Origin of the sequence: Microbacterium sp. NPDC058269, from assembly GCF_042881445.1 — a bacterium.
Taxonomy (GTDB): domain Bacteria; phylum Actinomycetota; class Actinomycetes; order Actinomycetales; family Microbacteriaceae; genus Microbacterium.
This window is the reverse complement of sequence record NZ_JBHVXT010000001.1, coordinates 1,055,711-1,075,888: the sequence shown is the minus strand read 5'-3', so window position 1 is coordinate 1,075,888 and position 20,178 is coordinate 1,055,711. Positions and strand designations below refer to the sequence as shown.

Sequence of the window (20,178 nt, the reverse complement as noted above, 5' to 3'; positions counted from 1 at the left end):
GGTCAGGTGACTTGATGTCAGTGTGCATGTGTATGTCACAGTGCATGTACATGTAGTGTGGCATGAACGCTCAATCCATGTCAAGTCGCATGTAAAATCGATCTGTGACCAACGAACCGAACGACGCCGAACCGAACGACGCCGCACCGGATCCCGCCGAAGCCATCGCCCAGGCGTTGTCCCGTCTGCGCGGCCGGCGCCCGGGTGAGCGTGGGCCCGGGGGAAGAGGGACGGACGGACGCGGTCGTGGCCACGGCGGCCCGCACGGCTGGCATGGCGGCCCGCACGGCGACCGTGACGGTGGGCGAGGCGGCGACGATCCCCACGACCACTTCGACCACCACCGGGGTCATCCCGGGATGCCGCCCTGGATGGCCGACCCGTCCGGTCGGCTCGCCGGCCCGGCCCGCATGCGGATGTTGGAGGCGCTGGCCGCGGCCTCCGCACCGCTCAGCGTGAGCGACCTCGGTGCCGCGATCGGGGTCGACCAGCCGCGAGCCTCACGGCTCGTGCAACAGGGCGTGGAACGAGGATTCGTGCGCCGCGAGGCCGACCCCGACGACGCACGTCGCACGCGCATCGCGCTGACCGACGAGGGGCGTCGCCTCGCCCGCGGGGTTCGAGGTGAGCGTCGCGAGATGCTGACGAGCGCACTCACGTCGTTCACCGACGACGAACGCGCCGAGCTCGCGCGGCTGCTGAACAAGCTCGCCGACAACTGGCAGCGCTGAGGCCGCCCGCAGCGAACGTCACGCCGAAGCGAACTCCACCGACGGCTCGTCGTCGACCGACAGCGACAGCACCGCGGTCTCGACGGCGTCGTGCTCCTCGATCCGCTGCTCGAGCTCCCGCAGCCTCCGGGCCACGTCGTGTTCGCGGGCATCGCCGGCCAGGTCGACCTCGGCGACGATGAAGAGCCTGTTCGGTCCCACGTACTCGATGTGCAGATACGTGACCCGCTCGATCTGGGGCAGCCCGAGCAGCGCATTGCCGACGCGCGCTCGCAGTTCCGGTGCCGCTGTCGCGCCCACGAGGAACGCGATGTTCCGCCGGATCAGGATGATCGCCACCACGCCGAGCAGCACACCGACCAGGATGGACCCGATCGCGTCCCAGGCGGCGACGCCGGTGATCTGGTGCAGGAGGATCGCACCGCCCGCCAGCACGAGGCCGATGAGCGCGGCTGAGTCCTCGAAGAACACGGCACGCAGCGTGGTGTCGCTGGTCTCCAGCACGAAGTCCCAGGTCGACGAACCGCGCTCCTTCGCGAGGCGGCGGGACTTCACCATCGCCTGGGTGAACGACGCGCCCTCGAGCACGAACGAGATCCCCAGCACGATGTAGGCCACCATCGGGCTCTCGACCGGACCGGTGTCGGACAGCTCCTGGATGCCGTGCATGATCGACACGATCGACCCGGCCGTGAAGATCCCGAACGCGGCGATCAATGACCACACGAACGCGTTGCGACCGTAGCCGAGCGGATGCCGCGCATCCTTCGCCTTCGCCCCGCGACGGTCGGCGATGAGGAGGAACACCTCGTTTCCGGCGTCCGCCCACGAGTGCGCCGCCTCGGCGACCATCGACGCCGACGAGGTGATGATCGCGGCGACGGTCTTCGCCACCGCGACGAGGATGTTGGCGAGGAAGGCGAGGATCACGGTCACGCGGTCAGGCTACTCCCGCCGCGGGCGTGCACAACTCCGGAGATCTTCGACGACACGCCGCGGATCCGTCTGCGGCGGGGCCGTTTCAGCGCGTTTCTCCGGAGTTGTGCACGGCGAGTCCCGGTCAGCGCGGGGCCTTCACCGGCAGCAGGAGCAGGAAGCCCGCGATCAGGACGATCACGATGCCCAGGATGCCGAACGCCGTCTGAGCCGTCAGTACGATCAGCAGCGTCCAGGCGCCCGAGGCCATCCAGCTCGCGGCTCGACCCGTCGTGGCGTACAGGCCGAAGATCTCGCCCTCGCGTCCGGCCGGGGTGACCCGCGCGAGGAAGGAGCGGGCGGAGGCCTGTGCGGGGCCGACGAAGGCGCAGAGGATGAGGCCGCCGATCCAGAAGACGATGGTGCCGCCGTCGCGCAGGAAGAACACGCCGAGACCGGCGACCACCATCGAGCCGAGCGACAGCAGGATGATGCGCTTCGGGCCGAACCGGTCGTCGAAGCGCCCGGCGATGATCGTGGAGACCCCCGCGATGAGGTTGGCGGCGATGCCGAAGATCACGATGTCGAGGAATTGGAAGTGGAAGACCGTCGATCCGATCACGGCGCCGAACGCGAAGACACCGCCGAGACCGTCGCGGAACACGGCACTCGCGAGCAGGAACCAGAACGTCGGTCGCGTCTCGGGGGAGCGGTAGAGCCCGATGACGTCCTTGACCAGCAGGCCGTACGAGGCGAAGAAGCCGACCTTGCGCTCCGGGCGACCGAGGGAGGGCTCCGGCACGTTCAGGAAGATCGGGATGCTGAACACGATGGCCCAGACCGCGCAGCCGACGGCGATGATCCGGAAGGGCAGGCCGCCGTCGGAGGGGAGGCCGAACCAGTCCATCATGTAGAAGACGATCACGATGACGAGCGCGATGATGCCGCCGAGGTAGCCGAAACCCCAGCCGAGCCCGGAGATGCGACCCACGGTCTTGGGGTTGGCGATGCCGATGAGCATGGCGTTCGAGTTGACCGCCGCGATCTCGCCGAACACCGAGCCGGCCGAGATCAGCGCGACGCCGAGCCAGAAGAGCGTGGGGGTGGGTTCGACGAACCAGAGCCCGAACATGCACAGGATGAGGGCGCCCGTGCCGATGCCGAGCCAGAGCTTCTGCCGTCCGGCGGCATCCGCCCGCTGACCGAGCACCGGGGCGAGGAGCAGGATCGCGAAGGCCGCGATGGTGGAACCGAGGCCCAGGCCCGAGGTGAGATCGGCGATGGCCGCCTCGTGCGCCTGGCTCTTCGGGTCGAGCGCGGCGACCTCGGCGGGGAGGAACGCGTCGGTCGTCAAGTACAGCGCCGTGAAGATGAACGTCAGGATGACGGTGTTGAAGGGCTGCGTCGCCCAATCCCACAGCGCCCAGGAGTACACCTGCTTCTTCGGTGCCGGCGTCTCGCCGCGCAGGTCGAGGCCGACGACGGCCACGGCGCCGCTGTTCGCGGTCGCCACGGGCTCGGGAACGCCCTGGCGAGGTTCGGGTTCGCTCATGGGGGAAGTCTGGCGGTGCCCGGTGAACGCCCGGTGACGGCGCGCCGCGCCAGGGGGCAGAGATCGGAGCCGCAGTGAGGCTCAGGCGTAGAGCAGATCCGCCTCGACGGCCGCGGGCCAGTCCGGTACCGCGAGTGTCGCCGGGTCGTTCCAGCTCCCGTCGGCGATCTGGCGGAATGCGCCGCGGACGCCGAAGAGCTTCTCCAGCGGCGACCAGTTCGACTCTCCCGGCATCGGGATCAGCGACCGCTCGGCGAGGGACTCCGGGTACATCTCGGCCAGGAGTGACAGGAGGCGCACCCCTGTGTGCACCGGCCGCAGGGCCGCGGCATCGGTCACGTGCAGGATCACACCCTCGCACTGCGCGCCGGCATGGTCGCGCACGAGGGGGGTGAATCCGTAGGGGGAGGCGGTCACCCCGGGGAGATCGAGGTCGACCACCGCCTGCGCATAGTCCTCGGCGTCGATGAAGGGTGCCCCGATCACACGGAACGGCACCGCGGTGCTGCGCCCTTCGGAGACGTTCACGCCCTCGGCGAGGCACGTCCCGGGGTAGAGCAGGGCTGTCGCCGCGCTCGGCAGGTTCGGTGACGGCGGCATCCAGCGGAGCTCTTCGCGACCGATCGCGGTGTCCCCGCGTCGCCAGCCGTCGAGCTCGACGACGTCGAGCTCGACATCGATGCCGCGGGTGCGCACCCAGTGCCGAGCGAGTTCTCCGATGGTGAGTCCGTGACGGATCGGCATCGACCAGCGCCCGACCAGCGATTGCGCCGCCTCGTCGAGCATCGGGCCCTCTGCCTGTTCGAGGAGACCGCCGAGCGGATTGGGGCGGTCGAGCACGATGACGGCGACCCCCGCATGCGCGCAGGCTTCGAGCATGTGGCTCATGGTCCAGATGTAGGTGTAGAAGCGTGCGCCGACATCCGGGAGATCCACCAGCACGACGTCGAGGTCGGCGAGGTCTTCCGCGGAGGGGCGCACGGAGGGGCCGTACAGGCTGCGCACGGGAACGCCCGTGACGCGGTCTCGCACGTCGTCGATGAGCGCTCCCTCTTTCGCCCGTCCGTCCATCCCGTGTTCCGGGCCGAAGAGCAGGTTCAGCGACCACCCCTCCGCCGCGAGCGCGGCCCGCCCACGCGTGAGCTGCGACGTCAGCGCCAGGTCGTTGGTGAGCATCCCGATCCGCGCGGTGCGCAGCGTGGTCAGCAGGCGCGGGGGCAGGTCGTGCCGGAGGAGCCGGTCGATACCGAGGTGCATGGTCAGTCGATTCTGTGAGTGGTGACGGCGTCGAGGGTGCGCTGCAGGTTCGCCGAGATGGTGTCGTAGTCGGCCTGCGCGATGCGGGTGTAGAGGAAGTCGAGGATCGCGAGCTGCGCGATGCGGCTCGCCATCGCGCCGGAGCGGAACGTCGATTCCGACACCGCGGTGACGAGCACCAGGTCGCACGCTCTGGCCAGAGGCGACTTCGGGTTGTTCGTGATGGCGATCGTGGTCGCCCCGGCTCTCCCCGCGACCTGCGCCGCCTGTACGATCTCGAGCGTGCGTCCGGAATGGGAGATGGCGATCGCCACATCTCGCCCGTCGAGCAGCGCGGCGCCCGTCAGCGCGAGATGGTGGTCGGTGCGGGCCTGGGCGACGAGTCCTGCGCGGTGCAGCTTCTGCTCCAGATCCTGGGCGGCGAGTCCGCTGGAGGCGGCACCGTAGATGTCGATGCGTCGCGCGTCTCGGACCTCGGCGACGCAGCGTTCGAGTTCGTCGAGATCGATCTGGCGGGCGGTGCGTTCGATCGCGGCGGCCTCCGCGAAGGCGATCTTGCGCACGGTCGTCGCGACGTCGTCGTAGCGGCTGACGTCGCCCGCAGAAACCTGGAACCTCTCCTGGTCGGAGGCGCTGCGGCTGAGCTCGGTCGCGAGCGCCAATCGCATGTCCGGGTAGCCGCCGAAGCCGACGCTGCGGGTGAAGCGGGCGACGCTGGCGACGGAGACCTCGCACTCCTCGGCCAACCGGGTGATGGAGCTCTCCACGACGGCCTGGGGCTCGGCGAGGACGTACTCGGCGATACGGCGCTCGGTCGGGGTCAACTCGGAGAGACGCTGATGGATGGCTGTCACGACACTGTTCGGCACGTGCCCATGATGTCAGGCCGAAACCCACTTCGGAAGAAATTTTCAGATTTGCTTGCATTTCTGTAAGAGATTGCCCAAAGTGGGCATGTCGGCATCTCCCCAACCACGGGGATGCCGCATGACATCGACGTCACGCGACGTGTCCTCAGCACCGAGGGCACTTCGAAGGGCGTTCCCCCCGAAGTAACGGCAGCCCACGACGTGCCAGGCAGCTGCCACCGTCCGAGAGGAACATCATGCGAAACCGCCCCGTCCGCCTCGCATCCACAGCAGGCATTCTCGTCGCTGGGCTCGCTGTCGCGGGCTGTGCCCCCGCCGCGTCCAGCGGTGAAGCCGAGAGCGATGTCACGCTCACGATCTGGTCGTGGCAGGCTTCCTCCTCGCCCAAGTGGGAGGCCGTCTTCGACAAGTACGAAGAGTCCCACCCCGGGGTCACGATCCAGTTCGAAGGCTTCCAGCCGACCGAGTACAACCAGATCCTGGCGACCGGTCTCGAGGGGAGCGATGGACCGGACATCGCCATGCTCCGCGCGTACGGCGGCATCCAGCCGGCGATCCAGTCGGAGCAGATCGTGCCGATCGACGACATCGTCGACGGACTCGATCAGTTCGATCCGACCGTGCTGCGGGCAGCTCAGGGCAAGGACGACGGGAAGACCTATGGCGTCCCGTTCGCGTACCAGACGATGCAGATGTTCTACAACAAGACCATGTTCGACGAGATGGGTCTCGAGGAGCCCACCGACTGGGACGAGTTCATCGACCTGCAGGAGACCTTGCTGAAAGAGGGCGTGACCCCGATGGCACTCGGTGCCCGCGAGGACTGGGTGCTGCCGATGTTCCACGACATCATGGGCTCGGCGAACTACGGCGGATCCGAGTTCGAGGAGAAGGTGCTCGCCGGCGACATCGACTTCACCGACCCGACGTACGTGTCGTCGCTGCAGATCGTCAAGGACATGCAGAAGTACCTCGACAAGAACGTCAACGCGATCGCCGTCGCCGACGCCGTGCTGCAGTTCACCTCGGGGCAGGCGGCCCAGTGGCCCGGTGGATCGTTCGATCTGCCGACGTTCCAGAACTCCGCGCCCGACACGGAATGGGGCGTGTACGAGGTGCCCCCGGCCCCCGGCAGCGCTCTGGACCATGCGGTCACCCCGGGCTACGCCGACGGCAGCTTCGGTATCAACGCCTCCAGCGAGAACCAGGAGGCGGCGGCAGAGCTGCTGAACTGGATGACGACCTCGGAATTCGGTCAGCTCGTCGCCGATGAGGTGGACCAGTTCTCCGCCCTCCCCGGAGTGAAGTACTCCGACCCGCTCATGCAGGAGATGAACGAGCAGTACACCGCCAACCCGGCGCCGTACCTGCTGCTCGTCGACTTCCGCTACGGCGACCCGACCGGAACCGCGGTCCTGGGCCCGGACATCCAGGCGATGTTCCTCGGCGACAAGACGCCGGAGCAGCTCGGTGCCGACCTGCAGTCCGGGGTCTCCACCTGGTTCACCCCTGGTTCCTGATCCGAACACGAGGGGGCGTCGATCCGGCGCCCCCTCGCGGAGCGAAAGACACACCATGGCACTGACCATCCCCGTCCGGCGCGACCCCGCGAAGCGCGAGGGCACGAAGCGACGCACACGCGCGGGCATCGCCCTGTCCACCCCGACGGCCACCCTGTTCGTGCTGCCGGCCGCCGTGCTGTTCGCCGTGCTCATCCTCTATCCGATGCTCGCTGCGCTCAGCTATTCGTTCTTCGACTGGCAGGGCACGAAGCAGGGCGGTTTCGCAGGGGTCGCGAACTACATCACCCTCCTCACGAAGGAGCCCTACGCCTCCGAGCTGTGGAACGCGTTCGGGCACAACCTGCTGCTGTTCGCGGGTGCGCTGGTCTTCCAGAACTCGCTCGGCCTCGGTATCGCCACCCTGCTGCACCGCCGCAAGCGCACCAAGCGCTTCTTCCAGACGATCTTCGCGCTGCCCTACCTGGTGAGCCCCATGGTCATCGGCTACCTGTGGTCGCTCATGCTCTCGCCGCTGTTCGGCCCGGTGAACGCGATCCTCCGCGGTGTAGGCCTCGAGAGCCTCGCGCTTCCCTGGCTCGGCGACCCGCAGCTCGCGATCTGGGTGATCGTGCTCGTGAGCGCCTGGCAGTGGATCGGCTTCCCGATCCTGCTGTACGGCGCCGCCCTCGGCGGGATCCCGGAGGAGATCGAAGAGGCCGCCTCGCTCGACGGGGCGACCGCGGCGAAGCGCTTCCGCTACATCACGCTGCCCATGCTCACGCCCACGATCGGCATCATCACGGTGCTCACCTTCATCGGCAGCATGGAGGCGATGGCCATTCCGTTCGCGCTCGCCGGCTCGAACGGGGCGCCCGCCGGGTCGACCGACGTCATGATGCTCCTCTTCTACCGGACCGCCTTCGAATCGGGGAACCCGAACTCGATCGGCGTCTCCTCCGCGCTCGCGACCGTCCTGTTCATCTTCATCATGGTGATCTCGGTCGTGATCACCTCGACGATGCGTCGCGCTGAACGAAAGCTGTTCTGATGAGCACTGCCCTCGACACCCGTCCGGAGCCCACCACCGAAGCGATCGTCTCCGGTCGTTCCTCCGCCCCCCGCCGCCGCTCCAGCCGCACCGCCGATGCCCCGTTCATCGGGCGGTTGTTCGCGAACGTGTTCCTCTGGGGCTACGCGCTCGTCGCCATCGGCCCGCTGCTGCTGATGGTCAACAACTCGTTGCGCACACAGCAGCAGATCGCGACCGAGCCGCTCGGACTCCCGGTCCCGCCGACGTTCACGAGCTTCCAGAGCGCGTGGATCACCGCGTCGTTCGACACCTACTTCCTCAACTCGATTACCGTCACCGTCGGCTCGGTCATCGTCACGACCGTCGTCTCGGTGCTCGCCGCGTACGCGTTCGCGAGGGCTCGGGCGAAGTTCTTCCGTGGCATCGAGGCGGTCTTCCTGTCCGGGCTCATGCTGCCGGTGCACCTGGCGATCCTGCCGCTGTTCTACCTGCTCGACTCGCTCAAGATGACGAGCAACGTGTTCAGCCTGATCCTCGTCTACGGAGCCCTCGGCATTCCGTTCACGACGTTCGTGCTGACGGTCTTCTTCCGCGCGTTGCCGATCGAACTCGAAGAGGCCGCGCGCATCGACGGCGCCGGTCCGTTCCGCACCTTCGTGCAGATCCTGCTGCCGCTCGTGCGTCCGGCGCTCGCGACCGTGATCGTCTTCCGTTTCGTGCCGGTGTGGAACGACTTCTTCTACCCGCTGATCCTGCTGCGCGACCGGGACTCGTACACCCTTCCCGTCGGACTCACCCGCTTCTTCGGCGAGTACTCCACCGACTGGCCGCAGCTGTTCGCCGGGCTCACGATCGCGACGATCCCGCTCATCGTGCTGTTCCTGCTCGCGACCAAGCAGATCATCAACGGACTCACCTCCGGCATGAGCAAGTGACGGGAGAGCGGCCGTGGTGAACGGGGCGCCGGGGTCGGCGTGGGCCTCCCTGCGCACGACGCCGGGGCGGGGAGTCGACGAGCTGCTGCTCCTCGGCGCCCCGGCCCACGACGATCGGACGCCTCTGAACGAGCGGCACCTGTTCGATCTCGCGTCGCTCACGAAGGTCTTCACCGCAGTCGCCGCGCTACGGCTCGTCGACCAGGGCAGGGTCGACCTCGACGCGCCCGTCGCGCCGGTCCTGGATGCCGGTTCGGGTGAGGGTGCTGGACGCATCACCCTCCGCCACCTCCTCACGCACAGCTCAGGGCTGCCGGCCGAGGGACGCGAGTGGCGGGACGGGATCCGCGGCGATGAGTTGCGCGCGCGGGTGCTGCAGCGACCGCTCGGATATGAACCCGGTGGTGGTCACCTCTACTCCGACGTCGGGTTCATCGCCGCAGGGGAGTACCTGGAGCGCGTCGCGGGGAGACCCCTCGCCGAGCTGTGGGCGGAGGTGGCGACGGCCATCGGCGCGGGGTCGCTGACATCGTCGCCCGATCCGCGCGAGGCCGTGGCGACGGAGGATCAGCCGCACCGCGGTCCGGTGCGCGGAGACGTGCATGACGAGCTGGCGCACGCGCTCGAACGCCCGGCGGGTCACGCCGGGCTGTTCGGGTCGGTGCACGACGTCGCCGCATTGGCGCGGATGATCCGTGAGGACGGGCAGGGGCCGCGGGAGCGCGTGCTGTCGGCGGACTCCACGCGCGCACTCCGCGTGCCGACCGTGCGTGCCGATGCCGGTTACGGCCAGGCGATCGGGTTGCGGGTACGGGACGAGTCGTGGATGTCCGGCATCGACGCGGTGGGGCATACCGGATTCACGGGTACATGCTTCGCCGTCCACACCGGTTCCGGCGGCTTCGGTGTGCTGCTCGTCAACCGCGTGCATCCATCGCGTGAAGACGCCGACATCGCCGCCGTCCGTCGCGCCTTCCTCGCACCGCTCGCGTCCTGAACCTCAGTCCGTGCGCAGCGGCCGCAGCGTGCGCGCGTAGTCCTCCTTCAGCACGGCGAGGTGCAGCCAGGCCTCGATGCGGGTGACGCCCGGCAGTGCGCGCAGGCGCTCGAGGCTCGCATAGAGGGCGCCGGCCGATGGTTCGACGAGCGTCGCCACGGCATCGAAGCGGCCGAGCGTGCGCGCGGCGAAGTCCACCCCGCGTCCGCGTCGCAACTCGTCGATCACGGCCTCGTCGTCGTCGCCGAGCGTCATGCCCACCCCCATCGACAGCTGCCGGTGCGCGAGGCCACGCGCCTCGACCGCGCTGATCTTGATCACGCCGCCGTCGATCAGCCGCTGCACCCTGGTCGCGACGGCCGAGGGAGAGAGGCGCACCTCCTCGCCCAACGCGCGGAAGCTCTCGCGCCCGTCGGCCTGGAGGCGTTCGATCAGAGCCTCGTCGATCGTGTCGAGCATGACGCCGCCGTGGTACTCCGAGACGAAGAAGCCCTTGATCACGGTCGAGTAGATGATCGTGCTGATGTCGAGCACGCCGTCGATCGCGCGGATCAGGGCCAGCAGGTCGTGCAGCTCCGACATCGACCCCACGCGCACCTCGGTGACCACGTCGTGCGCCCCGCCCACCGCCGACACCAGCACGGTCTCGCTCATGTCGCGCAGATGCTCGGCCACGAGCTCGACGGAGCCGTCGGTGCGGATCGACACGTGGGCGAGCACGTGCTGGCCGAGGAAGACCGGGTCGACGGCGGCCACGACCCGCACGGTGCGGTCGGCGAGCATCGTGCGCAGCCGGGCGGCGACCGCGGCCCGGGACTGACCGAGTCGCCGGGAGAGCGAGAGGATGCTGGCGCGACCGTCTTCCTGCAGCGCGCGGATGAGCTCGGCGTCGAAATCCATGGTTCCGCCCATTTCGTCAGTTTCCCGCGATCGCACGCTTCGCCGTGCGCATGTTCAGTGTAGGAGGGCGATCGGCCATCGGGAAGGCGCGCATTGCACGCTCACTCGATCAATTCTCCAGTGAATAACCTCTATCACTGGATTTCTGCACTTGCTGGCGGCGCTGCACGTCCGTAGCATCCTTCGCTATCCGACATCTTCCGCAAAGGAGCGGGCACCCCATGACCACTACCCCCACCCGCGGCACCCACAGCCGGGCGCGACGCGCCGGCATCGCCGCCTTCGTCGGTACCACCATCGAGTGGTACGACTTCTACGTCTATGCGACCGCCGCGGCGCTCGTCTTCGGTCCGCTGTTCTTCCCGAGCGGCGACCGGCTGGCCGAGACCGCAGCGGCCTTCGCGACCTTCGCGGTCGCCTTCCTCGTCCGTCCGCTGGGCGGCATCATCTTCGGCCACATCGGCGACAAGCTCGGCCGGCGCACGTCGCTCGTCATCACGCTGCTGATGATGGGCGCGGCCACGGTGCTCGTGGGCTGCCTGCCCACGTACGAGAACATCGGCATCCTCGCCCCGATCCTCCTCATCCTGCTCCGTGCGGTGCAGGGTCTCGCGGTCGGCGGCGAGTGGGGCGGTGCGGTGCTCATGAGCGTCGAGCACGCCCCCGAGAAGTCCAAGACCTTCTACGGCGGCTTCACGCAGCTCGGCAACCCGGCCGGTGCCCTGCTGGCCTCCGGCATCTTCGCGATCATGACCCGCATGGGCGACGACTTCATCATCAACGGCGGCTGGCGCATCCCCTTCCTGCTGTCGATCGTGCTGGTCGGCGTCGGCTTCTGGGTGCGCTACCGCGTAGAGGAGACCCCGGTCTTCGAGGCGAAGGTCGAGGGCCGCAAGCAGTCGATGCCGCTGGCCTTCGCGCTGCGCACCAACTGGCGTCCGATCCTCCTCGGCATCGGCATCCTCCCGATCTCGACCGGCGGCTACTACCTGGCCACCACGTTCGTCACCGCGTACGCGACCGGCGAGCCGATCTCCGTGAGCGAGCAGGTCATCCTCGACGCCATGACGATCGCCTCGTTCGTGGAGTTCGTCGTGACCCTCCCGGTCGCCTGGCTCGGCGACAAGTGGGGCCGCAAGAACGTCATGTACATCGGCCTGATCACCTCGGTGCTGACCTTCGTGCCGTTCCTGCTGATCATGCCCGGCCGTATCGAACCGCTCATCTTCCTGTTCGCCTCGCTGGTGCGCATCGCGATGAGTGCGACCTACGCGCCGATCGCCGCGCTGCTCTCGCAGATGTTCCGTCCGCAGGCCCGCTACACCTCGATCGCGCTGTCCTACGGCGTGGGTGCGGCGGTCTGGGCCGGCTTCTCGCCCTGGTTCGCGACGCAGCTCATCGCCTGGACCGGCAGCATCTGGTCGGTCATCGCGATGTTCATCGGCATGGCCGTGATCGCCGGCATCTGCACGCGCCTCGCGCCGCAGCACTCCGACGAGGCCCCCGTCACCGCCTCCTTCACCGCCCGCACCGACACGACGGCGAACAGGCTTCCGTGATCGGCGACCTCTCCTTCACCGCCCGCACAGACACGACCGCGAACAGGCTGCCATGAGAAAGCTCACCCCCTTCGACCGCTCGGCGCAGACGACACCCGTCCTGCTGACCGCGCACGCGATCCACACGGCGGATGCCGCGGCCACGACGGCCACGGCGATGCTGACCGACCGCGGGCGGATCCTCGCGATCGGCACCCCCGCCGAGTGCGAGGCGGCGGCCGAGCGGGGTGGGCTCTCTCCGGAGCGCATCGACCTCGGAGACGCGGTCGTGGTCCCCGGGTTCGTCGATGCCCACGCCCATCCGCTCATGTTCGGGCAGATGATGAGCTGGGTCGACTGCGGACCAGAGAAGGCCGGCAGCATCCCCGAGATCGTGGCGCTCCTGAAGGCCGCGGCCGCCGACCTCCCCGCGGGGCGTCCGGTGCGCGGCTACGGCTACGAGCAGCGCAACCTCGCCGAGAAGCGTCACCCCACCCGCTTCGAGCTCGACGAGGTCGCCGCCGACCGCGAGGTGTACCTCATGAACGCGTCGGGCCACGGCGGCGTCGTGAACTCCCACACGCTGGAGATCAACGGCGTCGACCGTGGCACTCCCCACCCCGACGGTGGCGAGTTCTTCCGCGACGCCGATGGCGAGCTGACCGGTGAGCTGTCGGATGCCGCGTGCAACATCCTCACCGGAGTGCACGGCGTGAAGATCGGCCACCACGGCCCGAACTTCCACCTCGCCGACGAGCCCGAGGAGCACCTGCGCCAGCTGGACGCCGCGACCCAGCGCTTCCTCGCCGGCGGGGTCACCTCGATCGGCGACGCCCAGGTCACACGGCGCGAGTTCGACATGTACCTGCGCCTGGCCGAAGCCGGACGCCTCGAACTGCGCGTGTCGATGTACCTGCTCTCGCACCTGCTCGACGAGGCGCTCGAGATGGGTCTCGTCGGTCAGTTCGGCAACGCGCACCTGAGCTTCGCGGGTATCAAGTTCTACGCCGACGGCACGCTCGGGGGCTGGACCGCGTACTTCCCCGACGGCTACGTGGGCGACCCGTGCCGCACCGGCCAGCTGTACCACGAGCCGGCCGAGTACGCGGGGCTCATCCGCAAGGCGCATGCGGCAGGACTCCAGACCGCCACGCACGCCCAGTCGCCCACCGCGATCGAGATGGTCGTGTCGGCGATCGAGGCCGCGCTCGCCGAGCATCCGGATGCCGACGCCCGCCACCGCATCGAGCACTGCGGCCTGCCGACGCCCGAGCAGATCGAGCGGATGGCCGTCTCCGGCATCCGTCCCGTCAACCAGACCCAGCACTACTTCAACTGGGGCGAGGGGGTCGAAGAGGCCATCGGCACCCCGGGCGAGCGCTTCAACCCGCTGGGCGAGTTCGAGCGCGCGGGTGTGCCGTTCACGATCTCGTCGGATGCTCCGGTCGCCGAGCCGATCCCGCTCGAGGCCATCCAGACCGCGGTGACCCGCGTCACGCGGCGTGGACACAAGCTCGGCCCGGACGACCTGCGCGTCTCCGCGCTCGCAGCCCTCCGCGCCCACACGATCGAGGGCGCCGTGTCGATCGGCCGCGAAGACGACCTGGGGTCGCTCGAGGTCGGCAAGTACGCCGACTTCGCGGTGCTCTCCGGCGACCCGCTGACTGTTCCGGCAGACGAGATCTCGGCGATCACTGTGCGCGAGACCTGGGTCGACGGCACGCGCCGTCACCAGGTGTGAGGATGACACGATGAGCACCGACACCACGACGGCGGAGCAGTACGCCGACACCGCAGGGCGAGCCGTGCTGGAGACGATCCGCGCCTACGGCGTGACCGCGATCTTCGGCATCCCCGGCACCCACAACCTCGAGTTATACCGGCCGCTCGCCGACCTCGGCATCCGCGCGGTGACGAACCGCCACGAGCAGGGATCCGGATACGGCGCCGACGGCTGGGCGCAGCAGACCGGCCTCCCCGGCGTCGTCATCACCACCTCGGGCCCCGGACTGCAGAACGCCATGAGCGCGATCGGTACCGCGTTCTGCGAGTCGAGGCCGCTCATCGTGCTCTCGCCCGGAGTGCCGCTCGGCGCCGAGTTCGCCGACGTGGGCACGCTGCACGAGACGAAGGACGCGACGGCCATGGTCGGCGCCATCGCCGAGTGGTCGCGCCGGGTGACGAGCGCGGCCGAGGCCGTCGAGGCCGTGCACGACGCCTTCACGCTGTTCCGCACCGGTCGTCCTCGTCCCGTGCACATCGAGATCCCGCTCGACGTGCTGGAGGCTCCGGCCGATGTCTCCGCCGAGGCGCGGCGACCGCGCCCGGTGCCGACCCGGGTCTCCGGGGAGCCGACCGCGCTCGCCGAGGCGGCACGCCTGCTCGCTGCCGCGAAGAATCCGGTGGTCGTCGCCGGTGGTGGAGCGGTGGATGCCGCGCACGAGGTCACGACCCTCGCCGAGCGACTCGGCGCCCCGGTGCTGACCACGCTGAACGGCAAGGGCGTCGTCGACGAACGGCATGCGCTCTCGCTCGGCTCGAACCTGCGCCTGGCCGCGGCCCGCGAGGTCGCGGAAGACGCCGACGTGCTGCTCGTGGTCGGCTCGAAACTCGGCGAGGCCGAGCTGTGGGCGCCGCGACTCGACGCGCGCGGAGCCGTGATCCGCATCGACATCTCGCCGGCGCAGCGGGACAAGAATCTCGAAGCGACGATCGGGATCACGGGTGATGCGGCTGCCGTTCTGGAGGCGCTGCTCGATCTGCTCCTCGCCGAGACCCGCCCGGCACGCGACCTGACGGCCGAACGCGCCGAGATCGCCGCCGAGATGCGGGAGGCCGCACCCGAGACGGTCGCGCTGGCCGAGATCATCGCCGGCGCCCTGCCCGACGACGCGATCGTGGCAGGCGACTCGTCGCAGATCGTCTACATGGCCCTCGGCAGCGTGCGGCAGTCGGCGCACCCGCACTCCCTGCTCTACACCCCGACGTACGCGACTCTCGGCTACGGCCTGCCCGCCGCGATCGGCGCACGGGTCGCGCAGACCGCGCACCCGGTCGTGACGGTGATCGGCGACGGCGCCCTGATGTTCTGCGTGAACGAGCTCGTGACCGCCGTCGAGCAGCGCCTCGACGTCACGATCGTGTGCGTCGACAACGGCGGGTATGCGGAGATCCGGCAGAACGAGGTCGACCGCGGTATGACCCCGATCGGCGTCGACCTGGTGCAGCCCGACTGGGCGGCGCTCGCCACGGCCTTCGGCGCAACCGGGCGTCGAGTCGAGCGGCGCGACGACATCGCGTCGAGCATCCGCGCCGCGATCACCGACGGGGGAGTGCAGCTGGTGCACATCCCGCAGAACGCCCTCTGACTCCACACCGACCCTCCAGACCTCCCCGACGAACAGGAACGAGCAATGACCGAGAACGTGGGCCCGATCGACGCGTCCGTGAACCCCCGCTACTCCGGCATCGCGACCTTCGCGCGGCTGCCGCGGATCGAAGACGTGCCGCGCGCCGACATCGCCGTCGTCGGCATCCCCTTCGACTCCGGGGTGAGCTACCGTCCCGGCACGCGGTTCGGCCCGTCGCACGTGCGCGAGTCGTCGCGGCTGCTGCGGCCGTACAACCCTGCGCAGGACGTGTCGCCGTTCGCGATCGCGCAGGTCGTGGATGCCGGTGACATCCCGGTCAACCCGTTCGATCTCACGGAGGCGGTGACCGAGGTCGAGCGTGCGGCACTGGCCCTCGGCGAGCAGGTGCAGCGCATCGTCACGATCGGCGGCGACCACACGGTGGCCCTGCCGCTGCTGCGGGCCGTGGCAGCCAAGCACGGCCCCGTCGCGGTACTGCACTTCGACGCCCACCTCGACACGTGGGACACCTACTTCGGGGCTCCCATCACGCACGGCACCCCCTTCCGCCGGGCGAGCGAGGAGGGACTGATCGACCTCACCGCCAGCTGCCACGTCGGCACCCGCGGACCCCTGTACTCGAAGCAGGACCTCGAGGACGACGAGCGGCTGGGCTTCTCGATCGTGTCGAGCGAGTACATCGAGGAGCACGGCGTCGAAGCCGGCATCGCCCGCATCCTGCAGCGCATCGGCGACAAGCCGCTGTACGTCTCGATCGACATCGATGTGCTCGACCCCGCCCACGCACCCGGTACCGGCACCCCCGAGGCGGGCGGGTTGACGAGCCGCGAGCTGCTGCGCATCCTGCGCGCCCTGAAGTCGCAGAACATCGTCGGGGCGGATGTGGTCGAGGTGTCGCCCGCCTACGACCACGCGCAGATCACCGGCATCGCCGCGAGCCACGTGGTCTACGAGCTCGTGACGCTGCTGGCCGCCCGCCTCTCCGCCTAGCTCACGTGAATGACGCGGCGAGCAGCTCGGCGAACAGTTCCTCGGCGTCGCACTCGACACGGCGCCGGGTGAACCAATCGCAGATGTTCACGCAGTCGCGGTGCAGCAGATCGAGCCCCTGCGGATTCGCGATGATGTCGACGATCTGCGGCAGGTCGATCACGCGCACCCGCCCCTCGTGCACGAGCAGGTTGTACGCCGAGAGGTCGCCGTGGGCGAAGCCGGCCGCGGCGAAGATGCGCATGAGATCGACCACCTGCGCGTAGTAGTCCTGCAGCTCGGCACGGTCTCCGCGGGCCTGGGCGAGTCGGGGCGCGGCCGTGCCGTCGGCGTCACCGAGGAACTCCATGAGCACCTCGGTGCCGTTCACCTGCACGGGGTACGGCACCGGGGCGCCGAGCTCCCACATGCGACACAGCGCCTCGAACTCGGCGAACGACCACTGTGCGGCGGCCACCTCGCGACCGTGGTCGGACTTCTTGGCGAGGGCGCGCGCGTCGCGGGTGTTCCGCGTGCTGCGCCCCTCGGTGTACACCGACGACCGGTGGAAGCTGCGATGCTCGGCGCTGCGGTAGCGCTTCGCGGCGAGCAGCGTGTGCTGCGTGGGGTCACCCGGCACCGCGCGTTCGAGCAGGAACACGTCGGCCTCCTTGCCGGTCTTGAGGATGCCGCGCTCGGTGTCGAGCGCGCCGGCCGAGGTCACCACCCACGCGGGCCACGGCTCGGGTCCACGCTCGGACGGGGTGATCGCCGGCCAGGTGGACCAGCGCTGCCCCTCGCCGGGGTCGACGTCGGCGAAGGAGAGTTCGGTTTCGAGAGACTCGAATGCGGTGGCGTCGAAGGGGGTGGCATTGAAGGGGGTGGCGTCGAAGGACGCGGCTTCCGAGGAAGCGAAGAGATCAGACAAGATGTGGCTCCGGGAGGGGAGGCCACGCCAGGATCAGGAGCGGGTGGCCTCGAAGGGAAGATGGTCGGCGGAGAGCGCGACAAAGACGGTGTTCATGTCCTCGGCTCCTTCCACTCGGCTTCCCGGGCTCATCCCGGTGCGACGTCGAGCCTAGGGCGTGCGCGGCGGGCTTGTCCAGAGGCCGGGCTTGTTCAGAGGCCGGGCTTGTTCAGAGGCCGGGCTAGTCCAGAGGTCCAGAGGGAGGGGTCAGCTCCCGGCGGGCGGTGCGACCCGCACGAGCACCCCGTCGCCCTCGCCGCCGGTGGCGACCACCCATGACATCCCGGTCCAGACCGCATCGTTCGCGCCGCACAGGAACGGCAGCGGATGCTGTCCGGCGGCGTCGCTGAAGAGGAGGGCGTCACCGCGCGAGGGCTCGGCGCAGCGCATCCTGCCCTCGATCGCCGTCCTCGCGTCGGCGGAGCCGCCGACGATCACGGCCCGCGCGTCACTCTGCACCGGCTCGCCGCCCCACCACAGCGCCGTGCCGTCGGGAGCAGCGGCGACGAGCGGACGGTTCGCGACCTGCGGCTCCCGGCTCACCTCTGTGCCGTCGGCGGCGAGCATGATCCGTGCGGACGGGGTCGCGATGTACACACGTCCGGCGCTGTCGACATCGATGCCGACGGGCGGGACACCGGGCCGAGCGCCCGGCGCATCGTCGAGGTCGACCCGGCCGCTGTGCAACAGGGCCCGTGCTCCGCTGTCGAGGTCGATGCGCAGCACCTCGTAGTCGAGGTAGGCGTCGGGAGGGCGCGGCTGGTATCGCACCACGATCGCGTCCCCGTCGTGCACGGCGACGTCGCCGAACTCGAAGTCCCCGTAGTCGTCGTCGCCCTCATCGCCCACGGCGTCGGCCGGCAGGTCTCGCATCGTCATGGTGGCGGTGTCGAGCACCGAGACCATCGGCATCACGTGGACTCGGTCGCCCTGCACCACGACGAGCTCGGTCGCCGACAGCGGCGCCATGGCTCCGATCTGCGAGAGCGGGTCGCCCGGCTCGGTGTTGAACCTGGCGAGCGTCTTGCCATCGGCCCCGACGTGCAGCCACGATCCGGCAGACGCGGTCCAGAACCCCCCTGCGCCGTCGGCCGACAGCACGTGCATCCCGTACGCCAGGTCGATGGGGTGGCCGGCCGGAGCGGCCTCCGGTCCCGAACCGGTGAAGGAACTCTGGAAGGAGATCGGCGCAAGGGTCCAATCGTCCGGGCCGGCCGCCGGCTGCGGGGCGCATCCGACGACGAGCATGATCGTCGCGGTGGCTGCGGCCCCGTGGAGCGTCCGTCGTCCTGCCTTCCCCCGCTGCTGCTGCATGCCGATACTCTGCAGGCTCCGACTGGGAGATCCATGAATCGCGCTCCGGACGAATGGTCGGATGCTGCGGACGCCTGATCGGACCTCGGCATCCGCACACTGCGAGTGTGGAGGGCATGACCACCACAGCGCCCGTCCCCACGCTGCCGCCTTCCGCGGCGTCCCGCATCCGCTACGGCGGCCTGATCGTCCTGATGCTGATGGGGTTCCTGCTGGTCACCGCCGAGTTCCTGCCCAACGGCGTGCTCACCGAGATGGCCGACGGTCTCGGGGTCACCCCGGGGCAGGCCGGACAGACCGTGACCGTGACCGCGCTGGTCGGGCTCGTCGTCGCGCCGACCGTCGGGCTCATGTTCCCGCGTCTGGACCGGCGGTCGCTGCTGGTGTGGATGGCGCTCGCCGCCGCGGTGTCGAACCTCATCGTGGCGATCGCGCCGAACCTGATCATCGTGCTGCTGGCGCGCTTTCTCCTGGGCGCGGCGATCAGCGCGTTCTGGGCGATGTCGATCACGGTCGCCGCACGTCTCGCCGGGCCGGAGAACCTCGGACGCGGCGTCATGTTCACCTCGGCCGGGGTCTCATTGGCGACTGTGGCGGGTGTGCCGCTGGGCGTCATGCTGAGCGAGCTCGTCGACTGGCGGATGGTCTTCGCCATCGCGGGCGTGCTGATGGTCGCGCTCGCGGTCGTCCTGCGGTTCGCGCTGCCGTCGGTGCCGGCGGAGCGGGCGTCGAGCCTGCGCCTGCTCGTCGACACTCTGCGCCGTCCGGGCATCGGTCTCGGCATGGTCGGCCATGTGCTCGTCGTACTCGGGCACTTCCTCGCCTACACCTACGTGCGTCTCGCGCTGGAGCGCATCCCCGAGGTCGACGCCTCGACCATCGTCGTGCTGCTCGCGCTGTTCGGCGTCGGCGGCCTGCTCGGCAACATCACGATCGGCCTCGTGATCGACCGCACGTTCGCATTCTTCGCGGTGTTCGCCCCCCTCGTGATCGCGGTATCCGTGATCTCGATGATCCTGTTCTCCGGGTCGATCGTGGGAGTCGGCATCGTCGTGCTGGTGTGGGGCTTCTTCTTCTCGTCCTGGCTGATCGTCGCGAACACCTGGGTCGGACACCGCATGCCCGATCGGCTCGAGGCCGGCGGCAGCCTGGTCGTCGTGGGCTTCCAGGGCGCGATCACCCTGGCCGCGGGGATCGGCGGGCTGCTCGTCGACACCCTGAACGTCGAGCTCGTCTACGCGATCGGGGCGATCGCGCTGCTCGCCGGTGCGGTGCTCTTCGGCATCTCGAACCGCGTCAGCAGCAGAGGCTGACGCGGTGGGAGCTGTTCA

At 69.2% G+C, this 20,178-nt stretch carries 17 protein-coding genes; 10 read left to right on the top strand and 7 right to left on the bottom strand.

What is annotated here, in order from left to right; all coding sequences use genetic code 11:
- The first annotated feature begins 104 nt into the window (after positions 1-104).
- Positions 105-731, top strand: coding sequence for a MarR family winged helix-turn-helix transcriptional regulator (locus ACFVWL_RS05320; protein WP_387179458.1), 627 nt, complete (start codon positions 105-107; stop codon positions 729-731).
- Positions 732-749: 18 nt separating this feature from the next.
- Here ACFVWL_RS05320 and ACFVWL_RS05315 read toward each other — a convergent pair whose 3' ends face one another.
- The 4 genes from ACFVWL_RS05315 to ACFVWL_RS05300 form a co-directional block, all read right to left on the bottom strand.
- Positions 750-1,667 carry a cation diffusion facilitator family transporter gene (locus ACFVWL_RS05315; protein WP_387179455.1) on the bottom strand — a complete coding sequence of 306 codons (918 nt, stop codon included), beginning with the start codon at positions 1,665-1,667 and terminating at the stop codon, positions 750-752.
- 124 nt (positions 1,668-1,791) lie between these two features.
- Complete coding sequence (locus ACFVWL_RS05310) at positions 1,792-3,198, bottom strand: MFS transporter (RefSeq protein WP_387179452.1); 1,407 nt, start codon at positions 3,196-3,198, stop codon at positions 1,792-1,794.
- Between the two features lie 81 nt (positions 3,199-3,279).
- Positions 3,280-4,455 (bottom strand): exo-beta-N-acetylmuramidase NamZ domain-containing protein, encoded by a 1,176-nt coding sequence (locus ACFVWL_RS05305; protein WP_387179449.1) that lies wholly within the window; start codon positions 4,453-4,455, stop codon positions 3,280-3,282.
- Between the two features lie 2 nt (positions 4,456-4,457).
- Positions 4,458-5,324, bottom strand: coding sequence for a MurR/RpiR family transcriptional regulator (locus tag ACFVWL_RS05300; protein ID WP_051056561.1), 867 nt, complete (start codon positions 5,322-5,324; stop codon positions 4,458-4,460).
- Positions 5,325-5,560: 236 nt separating this feature from the next.
- Between ACFVWL_RS05300 and ACFVWL_RS05295 the strand changes: the two genes are divergently transcribed.
- From ACFVWL_RS05295 to ACFVWL_RS05280, 4 genes are read left to right on the top strand one after another with little or no spacing between them, the layout of a single operon-like run.
- Positions 5,561-6,844 carry an ABC transporter substrate-binding protein gene (locus tag ACFVWL_RS05295; protein ID WP_055866357.1) on the top strand — a complete coding sequence of 428 codons (1,284 nt, stop codon included), beginning with the start codon at positions 5,561-5,563 and terminating at the stop codon, positions 6,842-6,844.
- A gap of 55 nt (positions 6,845-6,899) precedes the next feature.
- Entirely contained in the window at positions 6,900-7,874 is a 975-nt protein-coding gene (locus ACFVWL_RS05290) for a carbohydrate ABC transporter permease (protein ID WP_055866355.1), read from the top strand.
- Positions 7,874-8,791, top strand: a complete 918-nt coding sequence (locus ACFVWL_RS05285; RefSeq protein ID WP_017829671.1) for a carbohydrate ABC transporter permease — start codon at positions 7,874-7,876, stop codon at positions 8,789-8,791. The genes ACFVWL_RS05290 and ACFVWL_RS05285 overlap by 1 nt, the downstream gene beginning before the upstream one ends.
- A 13-nt stretch (positions 8,792-8,804) precedes the next feature.
- A complete protein-coding gene (locus ACFVWL_RS05280; RefSeq protein WP_387179445.1) occupies positions 8,805-9,788 on the top strand; it encodes a serine hydrolase domain-containing protein in 984 nt (327 codons plus the stop codon).
- Between the two features lie 3 nt (positions 9,789-9,791).
- Here ACFVWL_RS05280 and ACFVWL_RS05275 read toward each other — a convergent pair whose 3' ends face one another.
- Entirely contained in the window at positions 9,792-10,700 is a 909-nt protein-coding gene (locus tag ACFVWL_RS05275) for an Lrp/AsnC family transcriptional regulator (RefSeq protein WP_387179442.1), read from the bottom strand.
- A 209-nt stretch (positions 10,701-10,909) separates the two neighbouring features.
- Here ACFVWL_RS05275 and ACFVWL_RS05270 point away from each other — a divergent pair, with 209 nt between their 5' ends.
- The 4 genes from ACFVWL_RS05270 to speB are packed head-to-tail and all read left to right on the top strand — an operon-like array spanning position 10,910 to position 16,587.
- Positions 10,910-12,247, top strand: coding sequence for an MFS transporter (locus tag ACFVWL_RS05270; protein WP_387179439.1), 1,338 nt, complete (start codon positions 10,910-10,912; stop codon positions 12,245-12,247).
- A 52-nt stretch (positions 12,248-12,299) separates the two neighbouring features.
- Positions 12,300-13,967, top strand: coding sequence for an amidohydrolase (locus ACFVWL_RS05265; RefSeq protein WP_387179436.1), 1,668 nt, complete (start codon positions 12,300-12,302; stop codon positions 13,965-13,967).
- A gap of 10 nt (positions 13,968-13,977) precedes the next feature.
- Positions 13,978-15,594 carry a thiamine pyrophosphate-binding protein gene (locus ACFVWL_RS05260; protein WP_387179434.1) on the top strand — a complete coding sequence of 539 codons (1,617 nt, stop codon included), beginning with the start codon at positions 13,978-13,980 and terminating at the stop codon, positions 15,592-15,594.
- Positions 15,595-15,639: 45 nt separating this feature from the next.
- On the top strand, positions 15,640-16,587 hold the full coding sequence (gene speB / locus ACFVWL_RS05255; protein ID WP_387179431.1) for an agmatinase: 948 nt from the start codon (positions 15,640-15,642) through the stop codon (positions 16,585-16,587).
- A gap of 1 nt (position 16,588) precedes the next feature.
- On the opposite strand, the gene ACFVWL_RS05250 is transcribed toward speB, so the two are convergent.
- Complete coding sequence (locus ACFVWL_RS05250) at positions 16,589-17,494, bottom strand: serine protein kinase RIO (protein WP_387179428.1); 906 nt, start codon at positions 17,492-17,494, stop codon at positions 16,589-16,591.
- Between the two features lie 246 nt (positions 17,495-17,740).
- On the bottom strand, positions 17,741-18,847 hold the full coding sequence (locus ACFVWL_RS05245) for a hypothetical protein (protein ID WP_387179425.1): 1,107 nt from the start codon (positions 18,845-18,847) through the stop codon (positions 17,741-17,743).
- 116 nt (positions 18,848-18,963) lie between these two features.
- On the opposite strand from ACFVWL_RS05245, the gene ACFVWL_RS05240 reads away from it, so the two are divergent.
- Entirely contained in the window at positions 18,964-20,160 is a 1,197-nt protein-coding gene (locus ACFVWL_RS05240; protein WP_387179422.1) for an MFS transporter, read from the top strand.
- Positions 20,161-20,178 lie beyond the last annotated feature (18 nt).